Here is a 20,537-nt window from a genome sequence, read left to right on the forward strand (position 1 = left end):
TCCGGATTTGCGCTGAGAACCATCGTTCTCCTACAGTACTGGATAACGACGGAGAACGCTCGTTCTCCGCCTTGGATCTCTCCAGAGGAGTACTGCGATGACCGTCCTCGAGCCCGCCGCCCAAGCTTTCGCCGACGCCACCAGCGTGCCGCCGTTCCTGTTCCAGCTCGCCCCGGACGACGGCCGCAAGGCGGTCGACGAGGTGCAGACCACCGACTACCCGAAGCTCGCGGTCGAAGAGGAGTGGGTGACCATCCCTAATGGCGACGTCAGGGTCCGGATCGTCCGCCCGGCCGGCAGTACCGGCCCGCTGCCGGTGGTGCTCTACATCCACGGCGCCGGCTGGGTCTTCGGCAACGCGCACACCCACGACCGGCTGGTCCGCGAACTGGCCGTCGGGGCCGGCGCGGCGGTGGTCTTCCCGGAGTACGACCTGTCGCCCGAGGCGCGGTACCCGATCGCGCTGGAGCAGAACTACGCGGCTGCCCGCTGGATCGTTGCATCCGGCAAGGATCACGACCTGGACGCGAGCCGGCTGGCGATCGCGGGTGACTCCGTCGGTGGCAACATGGCGGCCGCGGTGACGCTGCTGGCGAAGGAGCGCGGCGATGTCGTCTTCAACCAGCAGGTGCTGTTCTACCCGGTCACCGACGCGTCGTTCGACACGGCGTCGTACCACGAGTTCGCCGAGGGCTACTTCCTGCAGCGCGAGGGGATGAAGTGGTTCTGGGACCAGTACACGACCGATGAGGCCGAGCGGAACCAGATCACCGCCTCACCGCTGCGCGCCACCCTGGAGCAGCTCCGCGGACTGCCGACCGCGCTCGTGATCACCGGCGAGGCCGACGTACTGCGCGACGAGGGCGAGGCGTACGCCGACAAGCTCCGCGCCGCCGGCGTCGCGGTCACCGCAGTCCGCTTCGGCGGCATCATCCACGACTTCGTCATGGTCGACGCCCTCCGCGAAACCCACGCCGCCGAGGCCGCCATCAACCTCGCCATCGACACCCTCCGCAAAGCCCTCGCGTGAGCTAGCTGACCTTCGCCAGCTCGGCGTAGGCGGCGGCGAGTTTGGGGAGGGTGTAGTGGGCGTTGAGGCCGCTGGGGTTGGGGAGGATCCAGACTCGGGTGTCACTGATTCGTCTGGATTGCTCGCCCATGGCGGCCTTTCGGTCGCCGAAGGCGTCGCGGTACGCCGTGACGCCGACTACGGCGAGCCACTGGGGCTGGTATTCGAGCACCTTCTCGACCAGCTTCTCGCCGCCGGCGATCAGTTCGGCTTTGGTCAACTCGTCGGCTCGCGCCGATGGTCGCGGGGCAACGTTGGTGATCCCCAGCCCGAGCTCCAGCAACTCCGCTTGCTCGTCCGGCCGGAACAACCTTGGCGTGAAGCCCGCAAGGTGCAGTGCCGGCCAGAATCTGTTGCCCGGCCGGGCGAAGTGGTGTCCGGTCGCCGCCGACACCAGGCCCGGATTGATCCCGCAGAACAGGACCCGCAATCCCGGCGCGATCACATCACCAATCTCTTGCACCCCTGAACCCTAACCGCCACATCAAGAAGTCAACCCAGGGTTGACGATTCGCAATCGTCAACCTAGGGTTGACGACATGACTCCCGGACCCGATCTTCAGCAACTCATCGACACCATCCGCGAGGACGCCGGCAGCGACGACGTCCTCGACCAGCTCGGCACCGCCGCGAGCACCATCAACGAACTGACCAGCACCAGCGACGCCGCGCTCGGCTATTTCGTCGACCGGGCTCGGGGCGCGGGCAGGTCGTGGGTCGAGATCAGCGCAGTGCTCGGCGTGAGCAAGCAGGCCGCGCACAAGCGATTCGCCGACTCGTGGACCATGCAGCCCGCTCTCGAGCGCTACACCCCGCGGACCAGGGCCGTGCTCGACAGCGCGAAGGAGGTCGCGCGCAACCTGAACCACCCGTTCATCGGCACCGAGCACCTCCTGCTCGCGCTCTTCACCCAGCCCGACTCGATCGCCACCCGCGTGCTCGCCGCGAACGGCATCACCGAACAGGCGGTCCACGAGGCCGTCGCGACGAGGAGCCCGGCCAAAGCCGCCGGTAGGCCGAAAGACGTCGAGGCGGCGCTGGCGGCCGAGAATCCGCCGTACACGCGACGTGCCGCGCATGTCCTGCAGGGCGCGGTCGCCGAGGCGATGGTTCTCGGCCACAACTACATCGGCACCGAACACCTGCTGCGCGCCTTCTACCGCGACTCGGCCAGCATCGCGACCGAGGTCCTGCGCGAGCTCGGCCTGGACGAACCGGCCGCGGCCGAGGCGGTCCGCGCCGCGCTCGAGGAGATCACCAAGAAGAGGTGATGAGGAGGAAGTAGGTTGGGCGGTATGCCCGACTGGAGTTCCCGCCTGGAAGAGCTGGCCGGCCGCAGCGGAGTCCCCGGCGCAGTGCTCGGGATCTGGGCTGACGGTGAGCAACTGGTCGCGCCGTACGGCGTACTGAATCGCGCCACCGGCCTGGAGGTGACAGCCGATTCGGTCTTCCAGGTCGGATCGATCACCAAGATCTGGACCGCGACACTGATCACGCAACTAGTTGCCGAGGGCAAGCTAAGCCTGGACGACACCGTCGTCGGCTTGTTGCCCGAGGCGCCGATCGACGCGCGAATCACCGTCCGGCACCTGCTGACGCACCAGAGCGGCCTCGACGGCGACGTCTTCACCGATACTGGTCGCGGTGACGACTGCCTGGAACGGTACGTCGGCCTGCTGGGCAAGGTGGACCAGCTGTTCGACCCAGGTACGGCGTACTCCTACTGCAACGCCGGCTTCGTCGTGCTCGGCCGCCTCATCGAGGTGCTCGACAAGCGAAGCTGGGACGACGCGCTACGGGTTCGATTGAGCGAACGTCTCGGCCTCGAACACACCATGACGCTGCCGGAGGAGGCGATCCTGCACCGGTCCGCCCTCGGCCACACGGCGGACGGCGTACCGGTGAAGACCTGGAATCTCCCGCGCAGCATCGGCCCCGCCGGCCTGATCACCCAGAGCGCCGGCGACCTGCTGACCTTCGCCCGCCTCCACCTCGACCAGTACGCCGAAATGCGTGCGCCACAGGTGCCGTTTCCCGGTGGAGCCGAGGGGGTCGAGGCGATCGGTACGGCGTGGCGGCTCTACGACTGGTCGGGTCGCAAACTGTTCGGACATGACGGTGAGACGGTCGGGCAGCTCGCGTTCCTCCGGATCGACCCGGAGGCGCGGCTGGCCGTCTGTCTGCTGACCAATTCGGTGAACGCGCCGGCCTTGTTCGAACAACTCGTCTCCGAGGTCTTCACCGACTACGTGGGAGTGGCCGCGCCGCCGCGGCCCGAGCCGATCGAGGGGGGCGCCGCCGGGGACGATCACGTCGGCGTCTACGAACGCGCAGGCGTCCGGCTGGAAGTCGAGCGCCGCGGCAGCCGCCTCGTGATGACCTACCGGGTCACCGGCGACCGGTTGGCTGTCGCGGAGGATCCAGTGGTCGAATACGAGCTGTATCCCACCGCTCCGGACGACGGCAACCACTTCGTCACTCGCAGCGCACCGGGCCAGCCTTGGGTCCCGCTGACGTTCACCCCGGCGTACCTGTTCACTTCCGGCCGGGTCACTCCACGCCGGACGGGCTGAGCAGGGCTTCTTGAGATGGCGCGGGCGTCCGCTGGAGTTGCGAGCTAACGTCGTCAGGGTGACTAGTGCACCCACTGATCTTCCCCGTAAGGCCGGTGAGCTTCGCGCCGCCGGATACGTCCCCCGCACGATCAAGGCCGAGATCCGCGAGAACCTGCTGACCGAGCTGCGTGCCGGTCGCGATCCCTGGCCCGGCATCGTCGGCTTCTCCCGCACGGTGATTCCCCAGCTCGAGCGTGCCCTGCTCGCCGGGCACGACGTAGTACTCCTCGGTGAGCGAGGACAAGGCAAGACCCGGCTGCTGCGCACCCTGATCGGCCTGCTCGACGAGTGGACCCCGGTGATCGAGGGCGCCGAGCTGCCGGAGCACCCGCTCGAGCCGATCACGCCCGCCTCCAAGCGGCGCGCGGCCGAGCTCGGCGACGACCTGCCGGTCGCCTGGCTGCACCGCAGCCTCCGGTACGCCGAGAAGCTCGCGACGCCGGACACCTCGGTGGGTGACCTGATCGGTGACGTCGATCCGGTCAAGGTCGCCGAGGGGCGCAGCCTCGGTGATCCCGACACGATCCACTTCGGCTTGGTACCGCGCGCGCATCGCGGCATCGTCGCGATCAACGAGCTGCCCGACCTGGCCGAGCGGATCCAGGTCGCGTTGCTCAACGTGATGGAGGAGCGCGACATCCAGGTCCGCGGGTACACGCTGCGGCTGCCGCTCGACGTGTTGCTGGTGGCAACGGCCAACCCGGAGGACTACACCAATCGCGGCCGGATCATCACCCCGCTGAAGGACCGTTTCGGGGCCGAGGTCCGGACCCACTATCCACTCGACATCGACGCCGAGGTGGACGTCGTACGGCAGGAAAGCCACCTCACCGCCGAGGTGGGGGAGCCGTTGCTGGAGGTGCTCGCGCGCTTCGTCCGGCACCTGCGCGAGTCGACGGCGATCGACCAGCGCTCCGGCGTCTCGGCCCGGTTCGCGGTCGCCGCCGCCGAGACGGTCGCGGCAGCCGCGCTGCGCCGCTCGGCGATCACCGGCGAGGAGCCGGCCGTCGCCCGCCCGGTCGACCTCGAAGCCGTTCCCGCCGTACTGCGGGGCAAGCTGGAGTTCGAGCCAGGTGAGGAAGGGCGCGAAACGGAGCTGCTCGAATACCTGCTGCGCCGGTCCATCGCGGACACCGCCCGCGAGCGGTTCGCCGGGCTCGACCTCACCCCGCTGGCCGATGCAGTTGCTCAAGGCCACCTGGTGACAACAGGCGAGCGGATCCCCGGTCGCGACGTACTGGCCGCTCTTCCGGAGTTGCCCGTGCTGCACGACGTGGCGGCCCGAGCGGGAGTCGATCCCGACGATTCGCCCGGCCGGATCGCGGCCGCGGTTGAGCTCGCCCTCGAAGCGCTCTATTTGTCGAAACGACTGGCCAAGGACGCCGACGACGACACGACCGTCTACGGGGCCTGACATGTCGGTCCTACCCGAAGGCTGGTCGTACGGACCCTGGCACGAGGGTCCGGATCCGCTCGCCCCGCCGGTGGATCTGCGGGACGCGCTGGATGAACTGGGCCGGGATGTGATGGCCGGTTCGTCACCGAGGTCCGCGCTGGAGGAGTTGTTGCGGCGCGGGACTCGCAACACCCAAGGCCTCGACGACCTGACGCGGAGGTTGTGGGAGCGGCGCCGGGAGATCCAGCGCCGGCACAACCTCGACGGCACCTTGCGCGACGTGCAGCGGTTGCTGGATGAAGCGCTGGAGGCCGAGCGGCGGGATCTGTTCCCCAACCCCTCCGATGACGCTCGTTTCCGCGAGATGCAGCTCGACGCGCTGCCGTCCGGTACTGCGGCCGCAGTACGGGAGCTGGCCAACTACGACTGGCAGTCAAGTGAGGCCAGGCAGAAGTACGAGGAGATCCGGGAACTGCTCGGTCGCGAGTTGCTCGGGTCGCGGTTCGAAGGCATGAAGGAGGCACTACAGAACACGACGCCCGAGGACGTCGAGCGGATCAACGAGATGCTGACCGATCTCAACGCGCTGCTCGCGGCCCATGCGCAGGGGCATCCGCAGATCGATCAGCTGTTCGGTGAGTTCATGGCCAAGCACGGCGAGTTCTTCCCGGAGAACCCGCGCACGGTCGACGAGCTGATCGACGTACTGGCTGCCCGGGCTGCGGCGGCGCAGCGGATGCTCAACTCGATGACGCCGGAGCAGCGGGCGGAGTTAGCTCAGCTGTCGCAGCAGGCGTTCGGCAATCCTCAACTGTCGCAGCAGTTGGCGAATCTCGATGCTCAGCTGCAGGCGCTGCGGCCGGGTGAGGATTGGTCCGGAGCTGAGCGGATGAGTGGCGACGATCCGCTCGGGCTGGCTGAGGGCGCTCGGGCGATGTCCGATCTTGCCGAGCTGGATGCACTGGCCGAGCAGTTGGCCCAGTCGTATCCGGGTGCGCGCCTGGAGGACATCGATCTCGACGCGCTGACCCGGCAACTCGGTGACGAGGCGACGGTCGACGCGCGGCGGCTGTCGGAACTCGAGCGGGAACTGCGCAACCAGGGTCTGCTGGAGCGTGCGCCGGACGGGACGTTGCAGTTGTCCCCGAAGGCGTTGCGGCAACTGGGTCAGACGGCGCTGTCCGACGTACTGCGAACTGCTCGTGGTCAGTCGGGTGAGCGTGACGCGGCGTCGGCGGGTGCGGCCGGTGAGCTGAGTGGGTCCACCCGGGCCTGGCAGTTCGGCGACACCCAGCCGTGGGACGTGCCACGGACAGTTCGCAACGCAGTACTGCGGACTGCCGGGGCCGGCCGGGATGGTTCGGTGCGGCTCGACGTGGCTGACGTGGAGATCGCCGAAACCGAGCATCGTGCCCGGGCCGCTGTCGCGTTGCTGGTCGACACCTCGTGGTCGATGGTGCAGGAGGGCCGCTGGCTCCCGATGAAGCGGACGGCGCTCGCGTTGCACCAGCTCATCTCGACCCGCTATCGCAACGACGCCCTCCAACTGATCACCTTCGGCCGGTACGCCGGAGTGATCGAGCTGCCGCAACTCATTGGCATGGAAGGCACCTGGGAGCAGGGAACCAACGCGCACCACGCCCTACTGCTGGCCGGCCGTCACCTGCGACGTCATCCCGATGCTCAGCCGGTGGTCCTGATGGTCACCGACGGAGAGCCGACAGCTCACCTCGAACCAGACGGCACAGCCGAGTTCGACTACCCACCCCGCCCGGCCACCTTGCGCAAAACAGTCGCCGAGGTAGACCGCCTAGCCAAACTAGGCGCCTCCCTGTCAATCTTCCGCCTCGGCGACGACCCCCGCCTGAACGCCTTCGTAGACCTCCTCGCCCGGCGCAGCGGCGGCCGAGTGCTAGCTCCAGACGCCGACGGCCTCGGAGCAGCCGTCGTAGGCGACTACCTGAGAACCCGCCGCCGACTCTAAAGAGCAAGAGCAAAGAACAAGAGCTTGGTCGCCGCTGCGGTTGTAGCTGGCTAGGTGCCGCGCTGCAGCTGGGTGCGATGGAGGATTACTACGAGCCGTTGTCGGCGACGATCTCAGGTACCGTCGCCGACTCTAGCGAAGGGGATAGGTAAAGAACAGGAGATTGGCCGCTGGTGTGCTTGTGGCTGGAAGGGTGCGCGCCGCAGCCGAGTGAGAACGAAAGCTCACCGCAAGCGGCCAGCGGACCTGGGTGCGTTGGCGTCGGCGGCTGCGCGGCTCGGCCGAGCAGGACAGGCGCGAATGTCAGGCCCGCGGAATCACGGTGCGCAAGACAGACGCGTTGGCGAGAGTCGCGGTAGATAGCAGGCGGGCGTCGCGGCACGGAGTTGCGCACTCAACTCGCGCGGACAGCTCATCATCAATTCGCGCAAAGCGACTGTGCGTGCCGCCGGCAAAGCATGTAACACCTTGAGAGGTGCGCTGCCGGCGCCCCTGGCGCAGAAGATGTCGACGGTGAAAAGTGGTGCTGATGTGGTCGCCCTTGCCCTCGCGCCGCTGATCCGAAGTCGCGCAGCGCTCGTTGATCGCATCCGTCAGCGCCCGGCTACCGGTCTTGACCGGGATGACCTTTGGCGTCGAGCATTCGGCACCTGTTATGGGTCGTTGGTGGGGATGGGGTGGGTTCCGGTGGGGTCGACGTGGAATTTGTAGCCGTGGCGGGTGGTCCATTCCAGGCCGGTGCTGTTGGTAGGCGTGGATTTCCAGCCGGCGAAGGTTTTGATGCGGTGGCTGCGGCGGCGGAGTGGTCTGAGGTTGGTGGTGCTGGTTTGGCCTTTTGGTCCGGTGGGGTTGTAGGGGATGACGTGGTCGAGGTCGGTGTGGTTGGTGGTTTCGCCGGGGCCGTAGGGGAATTGTTCGACGGGGTAGGTGAGCTTGATGCGTTCGCGGAGCCGGGTGGGGATTTCGTAGGCGTTGACGTTGATCTGGTCGTGCAGGTCGATGACGGGCTGGATGGTGATGCGGTCGTGCCCGACGAGTTCGGCGAGCCGTGCGTAGACGGGCCCGAACCCTTCGACGCGCAGGCAGCCGCTGCCGGCGAGGAGGGTCTCGTCGGTGAGGTGGACGTAGAGTTTGGTGCGCCCGGGTCTGGTGCCGCTGTTGCGGTCGGAGAATTCTTTGATCGCGGACAGTTTCGCGGCGAGCCCGTGGCGGGCTGAAGCGTCCAGGTGCGCCACGATCTCCTCGGCGACACTGGGCGGGGCTGCTGGTTGAGGTGGGCCGGGTAGATGGTTCGGTGAACTGTTTGGTGCGGTGTCGCGGTCAGCATCCGCGTCCGGCTTGCCGTTCAGGAACAGGTGAGGGCGCGGTTCGCCGTCGGTGGGTACATCTTCCAGGTGCAGAAGATCTTCGGCCGGATCCACCGGGGACGCGGCGGCGAGTGAGCCTGCGGGCGGGTCGCCGGTAGGAAGTTCGTGCGCGCGAAGGGCATGCAGCGGCGGCTTGTGTGCCGTGGGTTCGGCAGCCGCTGGCTCGTGTGCGGGCGGGTCGACTGCCGAGAAGCCGTCTGCGGGCGGCTCGTCGGCAGGACGTCCGTGCGTCCGAGGCGCATGCAGCAGCGGGTTGTCTGCCGTGGGTTCGGCAGCCGCTGGCTCGTATTCGATTGGGTCGATTGTTGAGAAGCCGTCTGTGGGCGGGGCGTTGGCAGGACGTCCGTGCGCCCGAGGCTCATGCAGTGGCGGGTTGTCGGCGGGTGGTTTGTCCGCGTGAGGGTCGTGCGGGGGTGGCTCGTGTGCTGTTGGGTCGGTTGGCGGGGCTTCGTCTGTGGGGGCTAGGTATTGGGCTACTTGGAGGAGGTGGTGGGTGAGGGCGGGGTCGGTGAGTACGCCGAAGGCTCTGGCTCGTTGGAGGTCTTGGGGGAGGGGGCCGTCGAGGGTGGTGAGGGCGTCGGCGATTTGGTTGATGGTGGCGTTGAAGCGGATGACGTCGCCGGTGTGGGCTTTGACGTAGACGGTGCTGGTGCCGTGGTCGTCGGAGCGGCCGACCCAGACGCCGTGTTCGCGGGCCTTTTGTTCGGCGGCGGCTTTGGCGGCGTGGGGGTCGGCGTCCCAGATGGCGGCTTTGATGATGTTGCGGAGTTGGATGGGGCCGACGGTGTCGACGATGGGGGCGACTCGGGTGTCGACGGTGGCGGCTGCTTCGAGGGTGAGTTCGACGCAGGCGGTGGCGATTTGGCGGGCTTTCCAGGCGGTGACTTCTCTGGCGTTGATGCGTTGCCAGATCAGGGGTAGGCGGTGGCGCAGGGCGAGGGCTTGGCCGATGAACTTGGCTGCGGATTCGGTGGAGACGCCGTGTACGACGCCGAATTCGGCGACCGCGAACTCGGCGACTCCTGGGCAGCCGGGGCCGCCGTAGCGGATCTCGCGTTCGCCGCCGGGTGAGCGTTGGTCGCCGGGGAGCATCGCGGGGCTGGGGTGCAGGTCGGCGTAGTGGGCGGCCAGGAGGAGCCGCTGGATGGCGGCGTCGTTTTCCCGGGCCTGCTCCCGCGCCGACGCGGCGAGCGTCTGCGCGGCGTCGAGGTCGGTGAGTTCATATTCGAACATACAGGGCTCTCCTCACCTTTGTGTGGGTAAGGAAAGCTGGATTCCGCTGCAGCACAGGTAGATCATCGTGGCCAGTGATTGTGCTTTCGGATGTCCGTAACCGCGGCGCTGGATGACCCGGATTTTGGTGTTGACGCCTTCGCTGCGGGAGTTCGACAAGCCGAGTTCGACTGCAGCGATGATGCCGTCGGCGTGCCGGATGATTTTGTGGGCCAGGGTTCTGAACGCAGCACTGCCGCTGCCGGTGGCTCGTTGGACCCAGCTGTGGAGGTAGCTCGAGGCCTGGCTGGGATCGATGATCTGGAACAGGTCGCGGAGTTCTTCTTTGAGCAGGTAGACCTTGTGGAGTTCGGTGCGCTCAGCCCGGATGACCTTGAGAATCTTGAGGTGTTCGGTCCGGAGCTTCTCCCGTCCGGCTCGCAACGCGAACCGTGCTTTGCGCCAGGCAGCGTTGCTCCGGGCCTGTTTCATCTCGGCTCTCAAGGTGGGGATCGCGCTGTTACGGAAAGCTGAATCGAGCGCTTCATTGGCCCACTTGATGACGTGGAACGGATCAATACAGATCACCGCCTGCGGCGCCATCGCCCGGGTCACCGAAATGTAGGTTCCGCTGGCATCCATGGTGACCGCTCGCAGCTTCTTACGGCGCAGGAACCCCAGCTCCCGGTAGAACGCCGCAATCGTCTCCACGCCGTGCCCTTTGCCGACCCACACCACGCGCCCGGAGTCGTGGTCGACGACCACGGTCAGGTAGCGATGTCCCCGTAGATAAGAGATCTCGTCGACGCCGATCCGGACCAGATTGTTCAGCCGGCTGTCGTCGAGACGCTCGACCACGACCCGGCCCACGATCCGGTCGACTGCTTCCCACGAGCAGCGCATCAGCTGCGCCAGGCTGGTCTTGTCCATCCGGGCCGCCAACCACGCCACGGTGTCCTCGAAAGCCCGTGAATGCCTCGCCCCTGGCCGCGCCCACGGCACATCCTCGGTCCGGACCCGCTCACAATCAGGACACCAGATCCGCGCGACCTCAGCCTCCAGCCAGACCTTCAAACCACAGGCATCGACATGACGCCACCGGCGAACCGACCGGTCATAACGCCCCGGAACCCGGCAACCACAAGGGCACCGATGCACCTTGGCCAGGCGGCGCACAGTCACAACCGCCTCACCGCCGGCAAACACGACACCGGCCACCGAGGTGTCATCCAGCCCCAGAACCCTGTTAAATACTGTCGTGACGCGCACGTGCGTCGCCCTTTCGTTCGGTTGTCTCAGCAACTCCCGAACCTAAAGGGCGAACACGTGCGCGTCGCTCATTTCACGCCCCAACACACCGCGAAACCCCACCACACAACAAGAAACCCTCCTCAGTCACCGGCGAACCCACAGAAGCCCGAGGAGAGCCACATACAGTCGATGCTACTCTTAGTGAGCGATGATCGCAAATCGTGCCAGCGCTGGATTCCTTTATGTACAAGGAAAATTCGATGGTGTGGCACCGCTGGCGGCGGAGTGAGGTTGCAGTCAGTAGTCGTTGGTCTGCGGGGACAGTCTGCGCGGACCTCGCCGGGTTGACGGCTAGCGAGCTGCTGGCCTCGCCACTCGGATGTTGGTGCGATGCTGCGGCCGTCGCCAGCCCGCCCGAGGGGCTGTGGCAGGCAGCCTCAAGCATGGGTCGCGGCCGCGTGGCTGGCCTGTCTGTCGACCAGGTGTCCGCTGGGTACTGGCGGCCCGGGTGTAGATCTGAGTGCACCTGCGAACCGACGCATGCCCTAGGTCGAAGGTGGGTAAGCGTCTGGTTTTGTGTTTCCTCGGGGAAACCGGCGTTTGTCCTGCGTTGTCAATGGGGCAAGGGCTTTCCGCCTGGTTTGTGTGGGCAGTGTCACGATCTGAACGTGAGACCAGTGTTCAACTGGACTGTTTTTCTGCCTTACCCTGAAAAGACGCCCCCGCCACTGGAGTCGTCGGGCCAGCGGTCACAACGCCGCGACCAGTCGAGCCGCCCAAACCTCAGGGAGTCACTGTGCCGAAACTCGTCTACGACTTCGCCGAAGGCAACAAGAGCATGAAGGAACTTCTCGGTGGCAAGGGGGCCAACCTCGCCGAGATGACGAACCTCGGCCTGCCGGTACCGCCCGGCTTCACCATCACCGCCGAAGCGTGCAAGGTCTTCCTGGCGACCGGTTCGGTACCGCCCGAGCTCGCGGACGAGATCGACCACCACGTCGACGCCCTGCAGCAGAAGATGGGCAAGAAGCTCGGTCAGGCGGACGACCCGCTGCTGGTCTCGGTCCGGTCCGGTGCCGCGGTCTCGATGCCCGGCATGATGGAGACCGTCCTCAACGTCGGCCTCAACGACGACTCGGTGAACGGCCTGGCGCACCAGTCCGGCAACGCGCGGTTCGCCTGGGACGCCTATCGCCGGCTGATCCAGATGTTCGGCAAGACCGTGCTGGGGATGGAAGGCGACGTCTTCGAGGACGCGATCGAAGCGGCGAAGCAGGCCAAGGGCACCAAGAACGACCTGGACCTGGACGCCGAGGATCTGCAAGAGCTGGTGCGGATCTTCAAGGCCGCGGTCAAGGAGCACACCGGCCGTGAGTTCCCGCAGGACCCGCGTGAGCAGATGGATCTCGCGATCGAGGCCGTCTTCGGTTCCTGGAACTCCGAGCGGGCGATCCTGTACCGCCGCCAGGAGCGGATCGCCACCGATCTCGGCACGGCGGTGAACATCTGCTCGATGGTGTTCGGCAACCTCGGGATGGACTCCGGCACCGGTGTCGCGTTCACCCGTGACCCGTCCAGCGGCCAGTCCGGCGTGTACGGCGACTACCTGCAGAACGCCCAGGGCGAGGACGTGGTCGCGGGCATCCGCAACACGGTCCCGCTGGCCGATCTGGAGCAGATCGACAAGTCGTCGTACGACGAACTGATGGCGATCATGGCCAAGTTGGAGAGCCACTACCGCGATCTGTGCGACATCGAGTTCACCGTCGAGCGCGGCAAGCTCTGGATGCTGCAGACCCGAGTCGGCAAGCGGACCGCGGGCGCGGCGTTCCGGATCGCGACCAGCCTGATCGACGAGGGCGTGATCGACACCGATGAGGCGCTGCGCCGGGTGAAGGGCGCGCAGCTGGCCCAGCTGATGTTCCCGCGATTCGACAGCGACGCGGCGAAAGACCTTGTCAGCAAGGCGATCGGGGCTTCGCCGGGAGCGGCCTCGGGCAAGGTCGTGTTCACCTCCGCGGCCGCTGTCGAGGCGGCCGACAAGGGGGAGAAGGTCATCCTGGTTCGCCGGGAGACCAACCCCGACGACCTGCACGGCATGATCGCTGCCCAGGGCATCCTGACCAGCCGCGGCGGCAAGACCTCGCACGCGGCGGTCGTTGCCCGGGGCATGGGAAAGACGTGTGTCTGTGGCGCCGAGGAGCTCGACGTCGATGTCGCCGGACGCAAGATCAAGGTCAACGGTACGACCATCTCCGAGGGTGACGTGATCTCGATCGACGGCACCACCGGCGAGGTCTTCCTCGGCGAGGTACCGGTCGTCCCCTCACCCGTCGTCCAGTACTTCGAAGGGTCGCTGGCCGCCGATGCCGGCGACGAACTGGTCGCGTCGGTGGACCGGCTGATCCGGCACGCGGACGAGATCCGGCGGCTCGGCGTACGGACGAATGCGGATACCGCGGACGATGCGGCCCGGGCCCGCCGGTTCGGTGCCGAGGGCATCGGTCTGTGCCGGACCGAGCACATGTTCCTGGGCGAGCGGCGCGAGGCCGTCGAGCGGTTGATCCTGGCCGACGACGACGGTGAGCGCGAAGCGGCGCTGGCTGAGCTGGAGCCCTTGCAGCGTGGGGACTTCCTGGAACTGTTGTCGGCCATGGACGGTCTGCCCGTGACGATCCGGCTGATCGACCCGCCGCTGCACGAGTTCCTGCCGTCGATGGAGGATCTGGCCGTCAAGGTCGCCTTGGCTGAGGAGCGTGGTGAGGAGCCGGGCCGCGACAAGCTGCTGCTCACGGCGGTCCAGCGGCTGCACGAGCAGAACCCGATGCTGGGTCTGCGCGGCGTCCGCCTTGGACTCGTAGTACCGGGACTCTTCGCCATGCAGGTGCGCGCGATCGCTTCGGCCGCCGCGGAACTGCGGGCCGAGGGCAAGGATCCGCGTCCGGAGATCATGATTCCGCTGGTCGGCGCGGTCCAGGAGCTCCAGTTGGTCCGCGACGAGGTCGACCAGGTCCTGGCCGAGGTCGACCGCGCCACAGACGGCGCCGGGGGTGCTGACGGAGTGGAGTGGAAGACGCCGATCGGCACGATGATCGAGCTGCCCCGCGCCGCGGTGATCGCGGACCAGATCGCGGAGGCGGCGGACTTCTTCTCGTTCGGCACCAACGACCTGACCCAGACGACTTGGGGCTTCAGCCGCGACGACGTCGAGAGCGCGTTCTTCTCCCGGTACCTGGAGAAGGGCATCTTCGCCGTCTCGCCGTTCGAGTCGATCGACCGCGACGGCGTCGGTTCGCTGGTCCGGACCGGCGTGGAGAAGGGCCGGGCCGCCAAGCCGGACCTCAAGCTCGGCATCTGCGGCGAGCACGGCGGCGACCCCGACAGCATCCACTTCTTCCACGAGGTCGGCCTCGACTACGTTTCCTGCTCGCCCTTCCGCATCCCGGTCGCGCGCCTGGAAGCAGGCCGCGCCGCCCTGGCCTGAGACCTGACCGGCGGGGTGCCTGCGGCCGTCGCGGGCACCCTGTCTGGTTCGGGGGATGAGATTTGCAACGACGTGCAGGACCTTGACATCCGAGCTCCGTGACCGACCGTACGACCGTGTCCGCGCTCTCATCGGAGTGGCGAGAGTCGTGATCACGCAGTGTCACGCAAGGAAACTGTCTGCCGCAAATCTCCTTAACCAACCTCTTGCATCCGGGGCTCCGGCTGGTCAAAATAACCGAGCGGGAAGGGGGATCACTCGTCGACTTTCGGGTCCGACCTGAACCAGCCGCTGTGGCGGCTCGTGACTCCCTTCCCGCACCAAACGTCCGCAGTACGACCGGGCCGTGACCTCCCTGGATAGGGTTGAGGTCATGGCCCTTTTCGCGCTTCAGCTGAAGTTCACCGACCCCGACCGCCGGATGGAGGTCCGCCCGGCCCACCGTGACTACCTCACCGAGCTGTACGCCGCCGGCAAGCTGCACACCGCCGGACCGTTCACCGATCAGACCGGTGCGCTGCTGATCTACGACGTCGCCGACGAGGCCGAGGTGCGCGACATCATCGCCAAGGACCCGTACACCGCGGCCGACGTCTACGAGATCGTCACGCTGCAGGAGTGGCAGCAACTGTTCCCGCCGGCCTGAGCCCTCGGACCGTAGTATCGGTCAGGCGTCGGTCGGCTCGAGTTCGAGGTAATCGACGTAGGCCCACAACCAGGCGAGCGGTGCGAGCACCATCTCGGGCTCGCCCGTCTCGTCGTCGGCGACGAACAGCATCGAGGCCTCGCCGTTGGACAGGTCCTCGATGACGGCGGGGCAGACCTCGACCGCGGCGTCGAACGGCAGCAGCTCCGGTCCGTTCTCCCAGCGCGGCGCGGGCAGGGGCAGCACCGGCGCCTCGTCGGTGCCGTCCATCTCGACCGACACCTTCTGCAGCATCTCGTACAGGTCGTAGGAGATCAGCCCGGCCAGCGGATTCCCGTCGATGCCGACCAGGTACGGATCGTCGGCGCCGGAGCGGAACGCGTCCCGGACCTCGTGGAACGCGGCCGGCAGGTCGGTCACCTCGATGTACGGCGCCTCGGATTCCTCGAACTCTTCCTCTTCCTCGGCCAGTTCACCACTGCGCATCTGGTCGAAGGAGTGCAGCAGGTCGCGCAGCTCGTCGTACGCGCCGCCGCCCGGAGCCGCCTGGGCCCGCTTCTCCAGATCGCGCAGGTGCTCGACCAGGTCGTCCTCGAAATGCAGGTCGTACTTCGGCAGCCCCGGCTCGCGCCCGGCGTTGATCTGCGCGACCAGCTGCGTGGAGATGGGCCCGAGTCGCTCGGCCAGCACCTCCAGCGGCGTGGTCGGCTTCTCCTCCTCGTCGTGCGCGCAGGAGTCGTCGTCGGTCTTGCCCGCGTTCTCCATCGCGAGCAGCACGGAGAAGGCGGGGAACGCGATCAGCGCCGCCGTCGCCAGCATGCCGTCGCCGATGAGCATCAGCGGGTTGCCGCCGGCCTCGGTACGGCGTACGTGGTCCGGCAGCAGCTTCGCGGCCTGTTCGACGTTCACCTGGCTGGCCAGCGAGGACAGACCGTGGTCGGTGTCCACGCCGAGCTGCTCGACCAGGGTCTCCGAGCTCATGTCGAAGTTGGAGCGCAAGTAGTAGCGCAACCAGCCGGCATCCACCGGGTTGCCCAGCAGGTCGGCGATCCGGGCGCGGAAGTCGGCCAGGTCGGCGATCGCCAGCACCACCAGGACGGGCTGGTCGCCGTCGCCGATCACCAGCGGACGGGTGTCGCCGTTCTGGAAACCGTCGATGACCTGGTGCAGGCCCTCGGCAGCCGCCTCCAGCGGCCAGGACTCCGCCTCGAACTCGGTCACCCCGCTCACAGTGACGTCGTCGGGCATCGGTGGTTCCTCTCCGGGCGGTCGGAATGGCTAACACTATGACGCGAGGGATGCACCGGGGGTTGGCGGGCGGTGCGTCGTGACGTTGGCTACGCTGGAAGCGGCGGGTCGGTGCAGCGGTATCTCACATGTGAGATAAGGTCCGGCGCATGACTGACGACTACCTGAGCCGGATCGGCAATCTCATCCGGGACGCCCGCAAACATCGCGGCTGGACGCAGACCCAGCTCGCCGACGTGCTGGGCACCAGTCAAAGTGCGGTGAACCGGATCGAAAAGGGCCATCAGAACCTCACTCTCGAGATGCTCGCCCGGATCGGCGAAGCACTCGACTCCGAAATTGTCTCTCTCGGCGGCGGTCCGGTCCACCTTCGGGTGGTGGGCGGACGCCAGCTGTCCGGATCCATCGATGTGAAGTCCAGCAAGAACGCCGGCGTCGCGCTGCTGTGCGCCAGCCTGCTGAACAAGGGCCGGACCACGTTGCGCAAGGTGGCCCGGATCGAGGAGGTCAACCGGCTGCTCGAAGTACTGAACTCGATCGGCGTGAAGACCACCTGGCTGAACGACGCCGGTGACCTGGAGATCGTGCCGCCGGCCAACCTCGACCTGGCGTCGATGGATGCCGAGGCGGCTCGCCGGACCCGCAGCATCATCATGTTCCTCGGCCCACTGCTGCACCGCGAGGACACCTTCCAGCTCCCGTACGCCGGTGGCTGCGACCTCGGCACCCGGACGGTCGAGCCGCACATGTCGGCGCTGCGCCCGTTCGGCCTGGACATCAAGGCGACCGCCGGCGAGTACCACGCGATGGTCAACCGCGCGGTCGGGCCGGTCAAGCCGATCGTCTTGACCGAGCGCGGCGACACGGTGACCGAGAACGCGATCATGGCCGCCGCCCGGTACGACGGCGTCACGGTGATCCGCAACGCCTCGTCCAACTACATGGTGCAGGATCTCTGCTTCTACCTCGAGCTGCTCGGCGTCCGGATCGACGGGGTCGGCTCGACCACGCTGACCGTGCACGGCCGCGCCGAGATCGACGTGGACGTCGACTACGCGCCGTCCGAGGACCCGATCGAGGCGATGAGCCTGCTCACCGCGGCGATCGTGACGAGCTCGGAGATCACCATCCGGCGGGCGCCGATCGAGTTCCTCGAGATCGAGCTGGCCCTGCTGGAGGAGATGGGCCTCGACTACAGCCGCAGCGACGAGTACCTGGCCGAGAACGGCCGGACCCGGCTGGTCGACCTGACCACCCGGCCGTCCACGCTGCACGCGCCGATCGACAAGGTCCACCCGATGCCGTTCCCGGGCCTGAACATCGACAACCTGCCGTTCTTCGCCGTGATCGCGGCGACGGCGACCGGACAGACGTTGATCCACGACTGGGTCTACGAGAACCGCGCGATCTACCTGACCGACCTGAACAAGCTCGGCGGCCGGGTCAAGCTGCTCGACCCGCACCGGGTGATGGTCGAGGGCCCGACGCACTTCTCCGGCGCTGAGATCATGTGTCCGCCGGCCCTGCGCCCGGCGGTCGTCACGCTGATCGCGATGATGGCGGCCAAGGGCACCTCGGTACTGCGCTCGGTCTACGTCATCAACCGGGGCTACGAGGAGCTGGCGGCCCGGCTCAACTCACTGGGCGCCCAGATCGAGACGTTCCGCGACATCTGACCCCTTGGGCTGGCTCGGGAGATCCCGGTGCCGCCTGATCGGGGAGAAGAACAGCACGAGACCTGCCAGCGGTACGCCGGCCGTGGTGATCCACAGCGCAGTACGGAGTCCCAGTACTTCGCCCAGCGTGCCGCCGAGCAGGGCCCCGAGCGGGATCGTGCCGTAATTGAGGAAGGCTGAGCTGGCTGCCAGCCGGCCGCGGAGTTCTGGTGGGCAGTAGGACTGCTGGAAGGTGGCTTTGATCGTGTTGCCGCCGACCACGCCGACACCGATGCAGAACGCGCCGACCGTGTAGAGCGCGAGTCCTGGGCCGTCGCTGGTCAACGGGATCAGCAGCGCGAGAGTCGGGAGTGCGAGCTCGAAGAGCAGGGTTGCGCGCGCAGTACCGACTGCATCGGCTACCCGGCGGCCCAGGAAGGCGCCGACCACGCCGCCGCTGCTGGCGATGGCGATCAACGCGCCGACCAGGGCGGGGGAGACGCCGACCTCGCGGACCAGGAAGACCACGATGATCGACTGGTAGCCCATCAGGGCGATGTTGGAGACGCCGCCGAAGATCGTCAGCGTGCGGAGCCAGACGTCGCTGGTGACCAGCTTGAGACCGGAGATGACCTCGGCGGCCAGGGCGGTCTTGGCTCTTGGCCGGCGAGGCTCGCGGTGGCGGATCGCCGTGATGCAGAGCAGGGCGACCAGGAAGGTGGCGGCGTCGACGAGGGTTGTGTTGACGGCGCCGGTCAGCTGAATGAGCAGGCCGCCACAGCCGACGCCGGCGATCTGCGCGGCTGAGGCGCTGCCGTGGAGCTTGGCGTTGCCTTCTGCCTGATCCTCTGGTTGGAGCAGGTTCGGGAGGTAGGCGGTGTAGGCGGTCTGGAAGAAGACGGCGGCTGCACCGGTCAGTACTGCGACGGCCAGCAGCAACTCGATGGTCAGCACGCCGGCGTGCGCGGCGAGCGGGATGCTCGCGAAGAGAACCAGCGAGACCGCGCAGGCGAGCTGCATGATCGGCCGTCGAGGCCAGCGGTCGACCCAGGCGCCGACCGGCAGGCCGATCAGCAGCCAGGGGAGCCAGGCGGCGGCACTCAGCAGACCGACCTGGAAAGTCGTTGCCTGGAGCACCGATACGGCGATCAACGGAAGCGCCACACTCGACACGGCCGTCCCGAACCGGCTGACCACCTCGCCGACCCAGAGCGACCGGAAGTCTCGATGCCGGATCAACAGACTCCTCGCCGGCCCGCTCATCCCTGCCGCCGTGGGAACGACTGCAACTGCACGATCACCGGCATCGCCCGGCTGTCCTTGCCGTCGCTCGCAGCATCGGCTCCCGCTCCCGCTCCGGTTTCGGCGAGGGCACTCTCGGTGTAGCGCTCGATGGTCGCCTGCAGTTCTTCGTTGAGCGCCAGTAACTGCTCCGGGGTCAGCTTGAGGTCGCGCCAGTCCGACAGGGAGGCGGCGTGTTGCCATTCGCCTGACCAGTCCTCGGCGACGTACCGGCGTACCCGGTCGTAGTAGCGCTCGACCAGATCCGTCAGGTAGACCTTCAGCGCGCCGCTGGTCTCGGGGTCGTCGCGGAAGTCGGCCGGGTTGAGCTCCGTCCGGACCTGCGGGACCCGCCACCAGCGCTCGCGTTTCGTGCCGCGCTCCTGCTCTTCCTCGATGTACCCGTGCTCGGCGAGCAGCCGCAGATGCCAGCTGATCGTGCCCGTGCTCTCGCCCAGCCGCGCCGACAGCCCGGTCGAGGTGAGCGGTCCGTCGAGTTCGAGTGCTTCGAGGATCGCCATCCGGAGCGGATGCGCGAGACCGCGCAGACTCCGGGCATCGATCCTGCGCCGTGGTGTCGTCATGCGGCCAACTGTAACTTACAGAGGAGCCTCTGCAAAGACTCCTCTGGAAACTTTTCTGTCGGTGCAGCCCGCTAGCTTCAGAGTCATGAGGCCTCATGTGGTGGCTCAGCTGGCAGTCTCGATCGACGGCGCGACGACCGGGTTCGAGGCCGATCAAGCGCGCTTCTACGCCATGGCGACGCTCTGGCAGGAGGACGTCACCCTGGTCGGCGCCGACACGATCCTGGCTCAGGACAGCGCCGTCCGGACGGCCCCCAAACCCGGCCCGCGCCCGGACGGCCCACTCCTCGCCGTCGTCGACAGCCGGCACCGCGTCCACAACCTCGACGCCCTGCGCGAGCTCGGCTACTGGTCCGACGTCCTCGCCCTGTACTGCGACCAGACACCCGCTCGCGCCCCCGACAGCACCACCAAGGAACTCGTCACCGGCTACGACCGCATCGACCTGGCCGAGACGCTGACCCTCCTGGGCCGCCAAGGCGCGAAGGTCGTCCGCGTCGACAGCGGCGGCACCTTGATCGGAGCCCTCCTCGACCAGGAACTGATCGACGAGCTAGCCCTCTTGATCCACCCCGTCGTCGTCGGCCACGGCCCCTACTGGCACGACTTCTTCACCACCCCGCTAGACCTCTCCCTGGCCAACGCCGAAACCTTCCACCCCGGCCTCACCTGGCTCCGCTACTGCATCGCCGGCGGCCCCCTGGAAGAAGGCGAAACTGTCGGTGGTGATGGTTAGTGTGAGGGG

Annotated in this window: 15 protein-coding genes; 9 read left to right on the top strand and 6 right to left on the bottom strand. The window is 67.2% G+C overall.

The window, feature by feature from the left end; genetic code table 11:
- Positions 1–97: 97 nt before the first annotated feature.
- Positions 98–1,030 (top strand): alpha/beta hydrolase, encoded by a 933-nt coding sequence (locus tag ACQPYM_RS15365; protein ID WP_433021130.1) that lies wholly within the window; start codon positions 98–100, stop codon positions 1,028–1,030.
- Position 1,031: 1 nt separating this feature from the next.
- Here ACQPYM_RS15365 and mug read toward each other — a convergent pair whose 3' ends face one another.
- Positions 1,032–1,532, bottom strand: coding sequence for a G/U mismatch-specific DNA glycosylase (gene mug / locus ACQPYM_RS15370; protein WP_433021132.1), 501 nt, complete (start codon positions 1,530–1,532; stop codon positions 1,032–1,034).
- 76 nt (positions 1,533–1,608) lie between these two features.
- On the opposite strand from mug, the gene ACQPYM_RS15375 reads away from it, so the two are divergent.
- From ACQPYM_RS15375 to ACQPYM_RS15390, 4 genes are read left to right on the top strand one after another with little or no spacing between them, the layout of a single operon-like run.
- Positions 1,609–2,340: a Clp protease N-terminal domain-containing protein gene (locus ACQPYM_RS15375; protein ID WP_433021134.1), complete on the top strand. Its 732-nt coding sequence runs from the start codon at positions 1,609–1,611 to the stop codon at positions 2,338–2,340.
- Positions 2,341–2,364: 24 nt separating this feature from the next.
- Positions 2,365–3,642, top strand: a complete 1,278-nt coding sequence (locus ACQPYM_RS15380; RefSeq protein ID WP_433021136.1) for a serine hydrolase domain-containing protein — start codon at positions 2,365–2,367, stop codon at positions 3,640–3,642.
- A 58-nt stretch (positions 3,643–3,700) separates the two neighbouring features.
- Positions 3,701–5,098 (top strand): ATP-binding protein, encoded by a 1,398-nt coding sequence (locus ACQPYM_RS15385; RefSeq protein ID WP_433021138.1) that lies wholly within the window; start codon positions 3,701–3,703, stop codon positions 5,096–5,098.
- Between the two features lies 1 nt (position 5,099).
- Positions 5,100–7,064, top strand: a complete 1,965-nt coding sequence (locus tag ACQPYM_RS15390; RefSeq protein ID WP_433021139.1) for a vWA domain-containing protein — start codon at positions 5,100–5,102, stop codon at positions 7,062–7,064.
- A gap of 653 nt (positions 7,065–7,717) precedes the next feature.
- Here the strand turns inward: ACQPYM_RS15390 and ACQPYM_RS15395 are convergent.
- Both ACQPYM_RS15395 and ACQPYM_RS15400 read right to left on the bottom strand, forming a co-directional pair.
- Entirely contained in the window at positions 7,718–9,664 is a 1,947-nt protein-coding gene (locus ACQPYM_RS15395; RefSeq protein ID WP_433021140.1) for a hypothetical protein, read from the bottom strand.
- A 12-nt stretch (positions 9,665–9,676) separates the two neighbouring features.
- Positions 9,677–10,912 (bottom strand): ISL3 family transposase, encoded by a 1,236-nt coding sequence (locus tag ACQPYM_RS15400; protein ID WP_433004723.1) that lies wholly within the window; start codon positions 10,910–10,912, stop codon positions 9,677–9,679.
- Between the two features lie 820 nt (positions 10,913–11,732).
- On the opposite strand from ACQPYM_RS15400, the gene ppdK reads away from it, so the two are divergent.
- Positions 11,733–14,378, top strand: coding sequence for a pyruvate, phosphate dikinase (gene ppdK / locus ACQPYM_RS15405; protein WP_433023286.1), 2,646 nt, complete (start codon positions 11,733–11,735; stop codon positions 14,376–14,378).
- Between the two features lie 373 nt (positions 14,379–14,751).
- Positions 14,752–15,024: a YciI family protein gene (locus tag ACQPYM_RS15410; RefSeq protein WP_433021142.1), complete on the top strand. Its 273-nt coding sequence runs from the start codon at positions 14,752–14,754 to the stop codon at positions 15,022–15,024.
- Between the two features lie 21 nt (positions 15,025–15,045).
- On the opposite strand, the gene ACQPYM_RS15415 is transcribed toward ACQPYM_RS15410, so the two are convergent.
- A complete protein-coding gene (locus ACQPYM_RS15415) occupies positions 15,046–16,272 on the bottom strand; it encodes a hypothetical protein (protein ID WP_433021144.1) in 1,227 nt (408 codons plus the stop codon).
- Between the two features lie 149 nt (positions 16,273–16,421).
- Between ACQPYM_RS15415 and ACQPYM_RS15420 the strand changes: the two genes are divergently transcribed.
- Positions 16,422–17,948 (top strand): helix-turn-helix domain-containing protein, encoded by a 1,527-nt coding sequence (locus ACQPYM_RS15420; RefSeq protein WP_433021146.1) that lies wholly within the window; start codon positions 16,422–16,424, stop codon positions 17,946–17,948.
- Here ACQPYM_RS15420 and ACQPYM_RS15425 read toward each other — a convergent pair.
- Positions 17,910–19,166: an MFS transporter gene (locus ACQPYM_RS15425; RefSeq protein ID WP_433021148.1), complete on the bottom strand. Its 1,257-nt coding sequence runs from the start codon at positions 19,164–19,166 to the stop codon at positions 17,910–17,912. The genes ACQPYM_RS15420 and ACQPYM_RS15425 overlap by 39 nt on opposite strands.
- Positions 19,167–19,186: 20 nt before the next feature.
- The gene (locus ACQPYM_RS15430) at positions 19,187–19,792 is read right to left on the bottom strand and encodes an ArsR/SmtB family transcription factor (protein ID WP_433021150.1); all 606 of its coding nucleotides are present in this window, start codon (positions 19,790–19,792) and stop codon (positions 19,187–19,189) included.
- 85 nt (positions 19,793–19,877) lie between these two features.
- Here ACQPYM_RS15430 and ACQPYM_RS15435 point away from each other — a divergent pair, with 85 nt between their 5' ends.
- Positions 19,878–20,528, top strand: coding sequence for a RibD family protein (locus ACQPYM_RS15435; protein ID WP_433021152.1), 651 nt, complete (start codon positions 19,878–19,880; stop codon positions 20,526–20,528).
- The last annotated feature ends 9 nt before the right edge of the window (positions 20,529–20,537 follow it).

Origin of the sequence: Kribbella sp. CA-294648, assembly GCF_050943845.1 — a bacterium.
Taxonomy (GTDB): domain Bacteria; phylum Actinomycetota; class Actinomycetes; order Propionibacteriales; family Kribbellaceae; genus Kribbella.

Bases quoted from the DNA above. Each gene is read 5' to 3' on its own strand.
- ACQPYM_RS15365 (WP_433021130.1), top strand. From the start codon at position 98: ATGACCGTCCTCGAGCCCGCCGCCCAAGCTTTCGCCGACGCCACCAGC.
- ACQPYM_RS15375 (WP_433021134.1), top strand. From the start codon at position 1,609: ATGACTCCCGGACCCGATCTTCAGCAACTCATCGACACCATCCGCGAG.
- ACQPYM_RS15380 (WP_433021136.1), top strand. From the start codon at position 2,365: ATGCCCGACTGGAGTTCCCGCCTGGAAGAGCTGGCCGGCCGCAGCGGA.
- ACQPYM_RS15390 (WP_433021139.1), top strand. From the start codon at position 5,100: ATGTCGGTCCTACCCGAAGGCTGGTCGTACGGACCCTGGCACGAGGGT.
- ACQPYM_RS15395 (WP_433021140.1), bottom strand. From the start codon at position 9,664: ATGTTCGAATATGAACTCACCGACCTCGACGCCGCGCAGACGCTCGCC.
- ppdK (WP_433023286.1), top strand. From the start codon at position 11,733: ATGAAGGAACTTCTCGGTGGCAAGGGGGCCAACCTCGCCGAGATGACG.
- ACQPYM_RS15410 (WP_433021142.1), top strand. From the start codon at position 14,752: ATGGCCCTTTTCGCGCTTCAGCTGAAGTTCACCGACCCCGACCGCCGG.
- ACQPYM_RS15415 (WP_433021144.1), bottom strand. From the start codon at position 16,272: ATGCCCGACGACGTCACTGTGAGCGGGGTGACCGAGTTCGAGGCGGAG.
- ACQPYM_RS15420 (WP_433021146.1), top strand. From the start codon at position 16,422: ATGACTGACGACTACCTGAGCCGGATCGGCAATCTCATCCGGGACGCC.
- ACQPYM_RS15430 (WP_433021150.1), bottom strand. From the start codon at position 19,792: ATGACGACACCACGGCGCAGGATCGATGCCCGGAGTCTGCGCGGTCTC.
- ACQPYM_RS15435 (WP_433021152.1), top strand. From the start codon at position 19,878: ATGAGGCCTCATGTGGTGGCTCAGCTGGCAGTCTCGATCGACGGCGCG.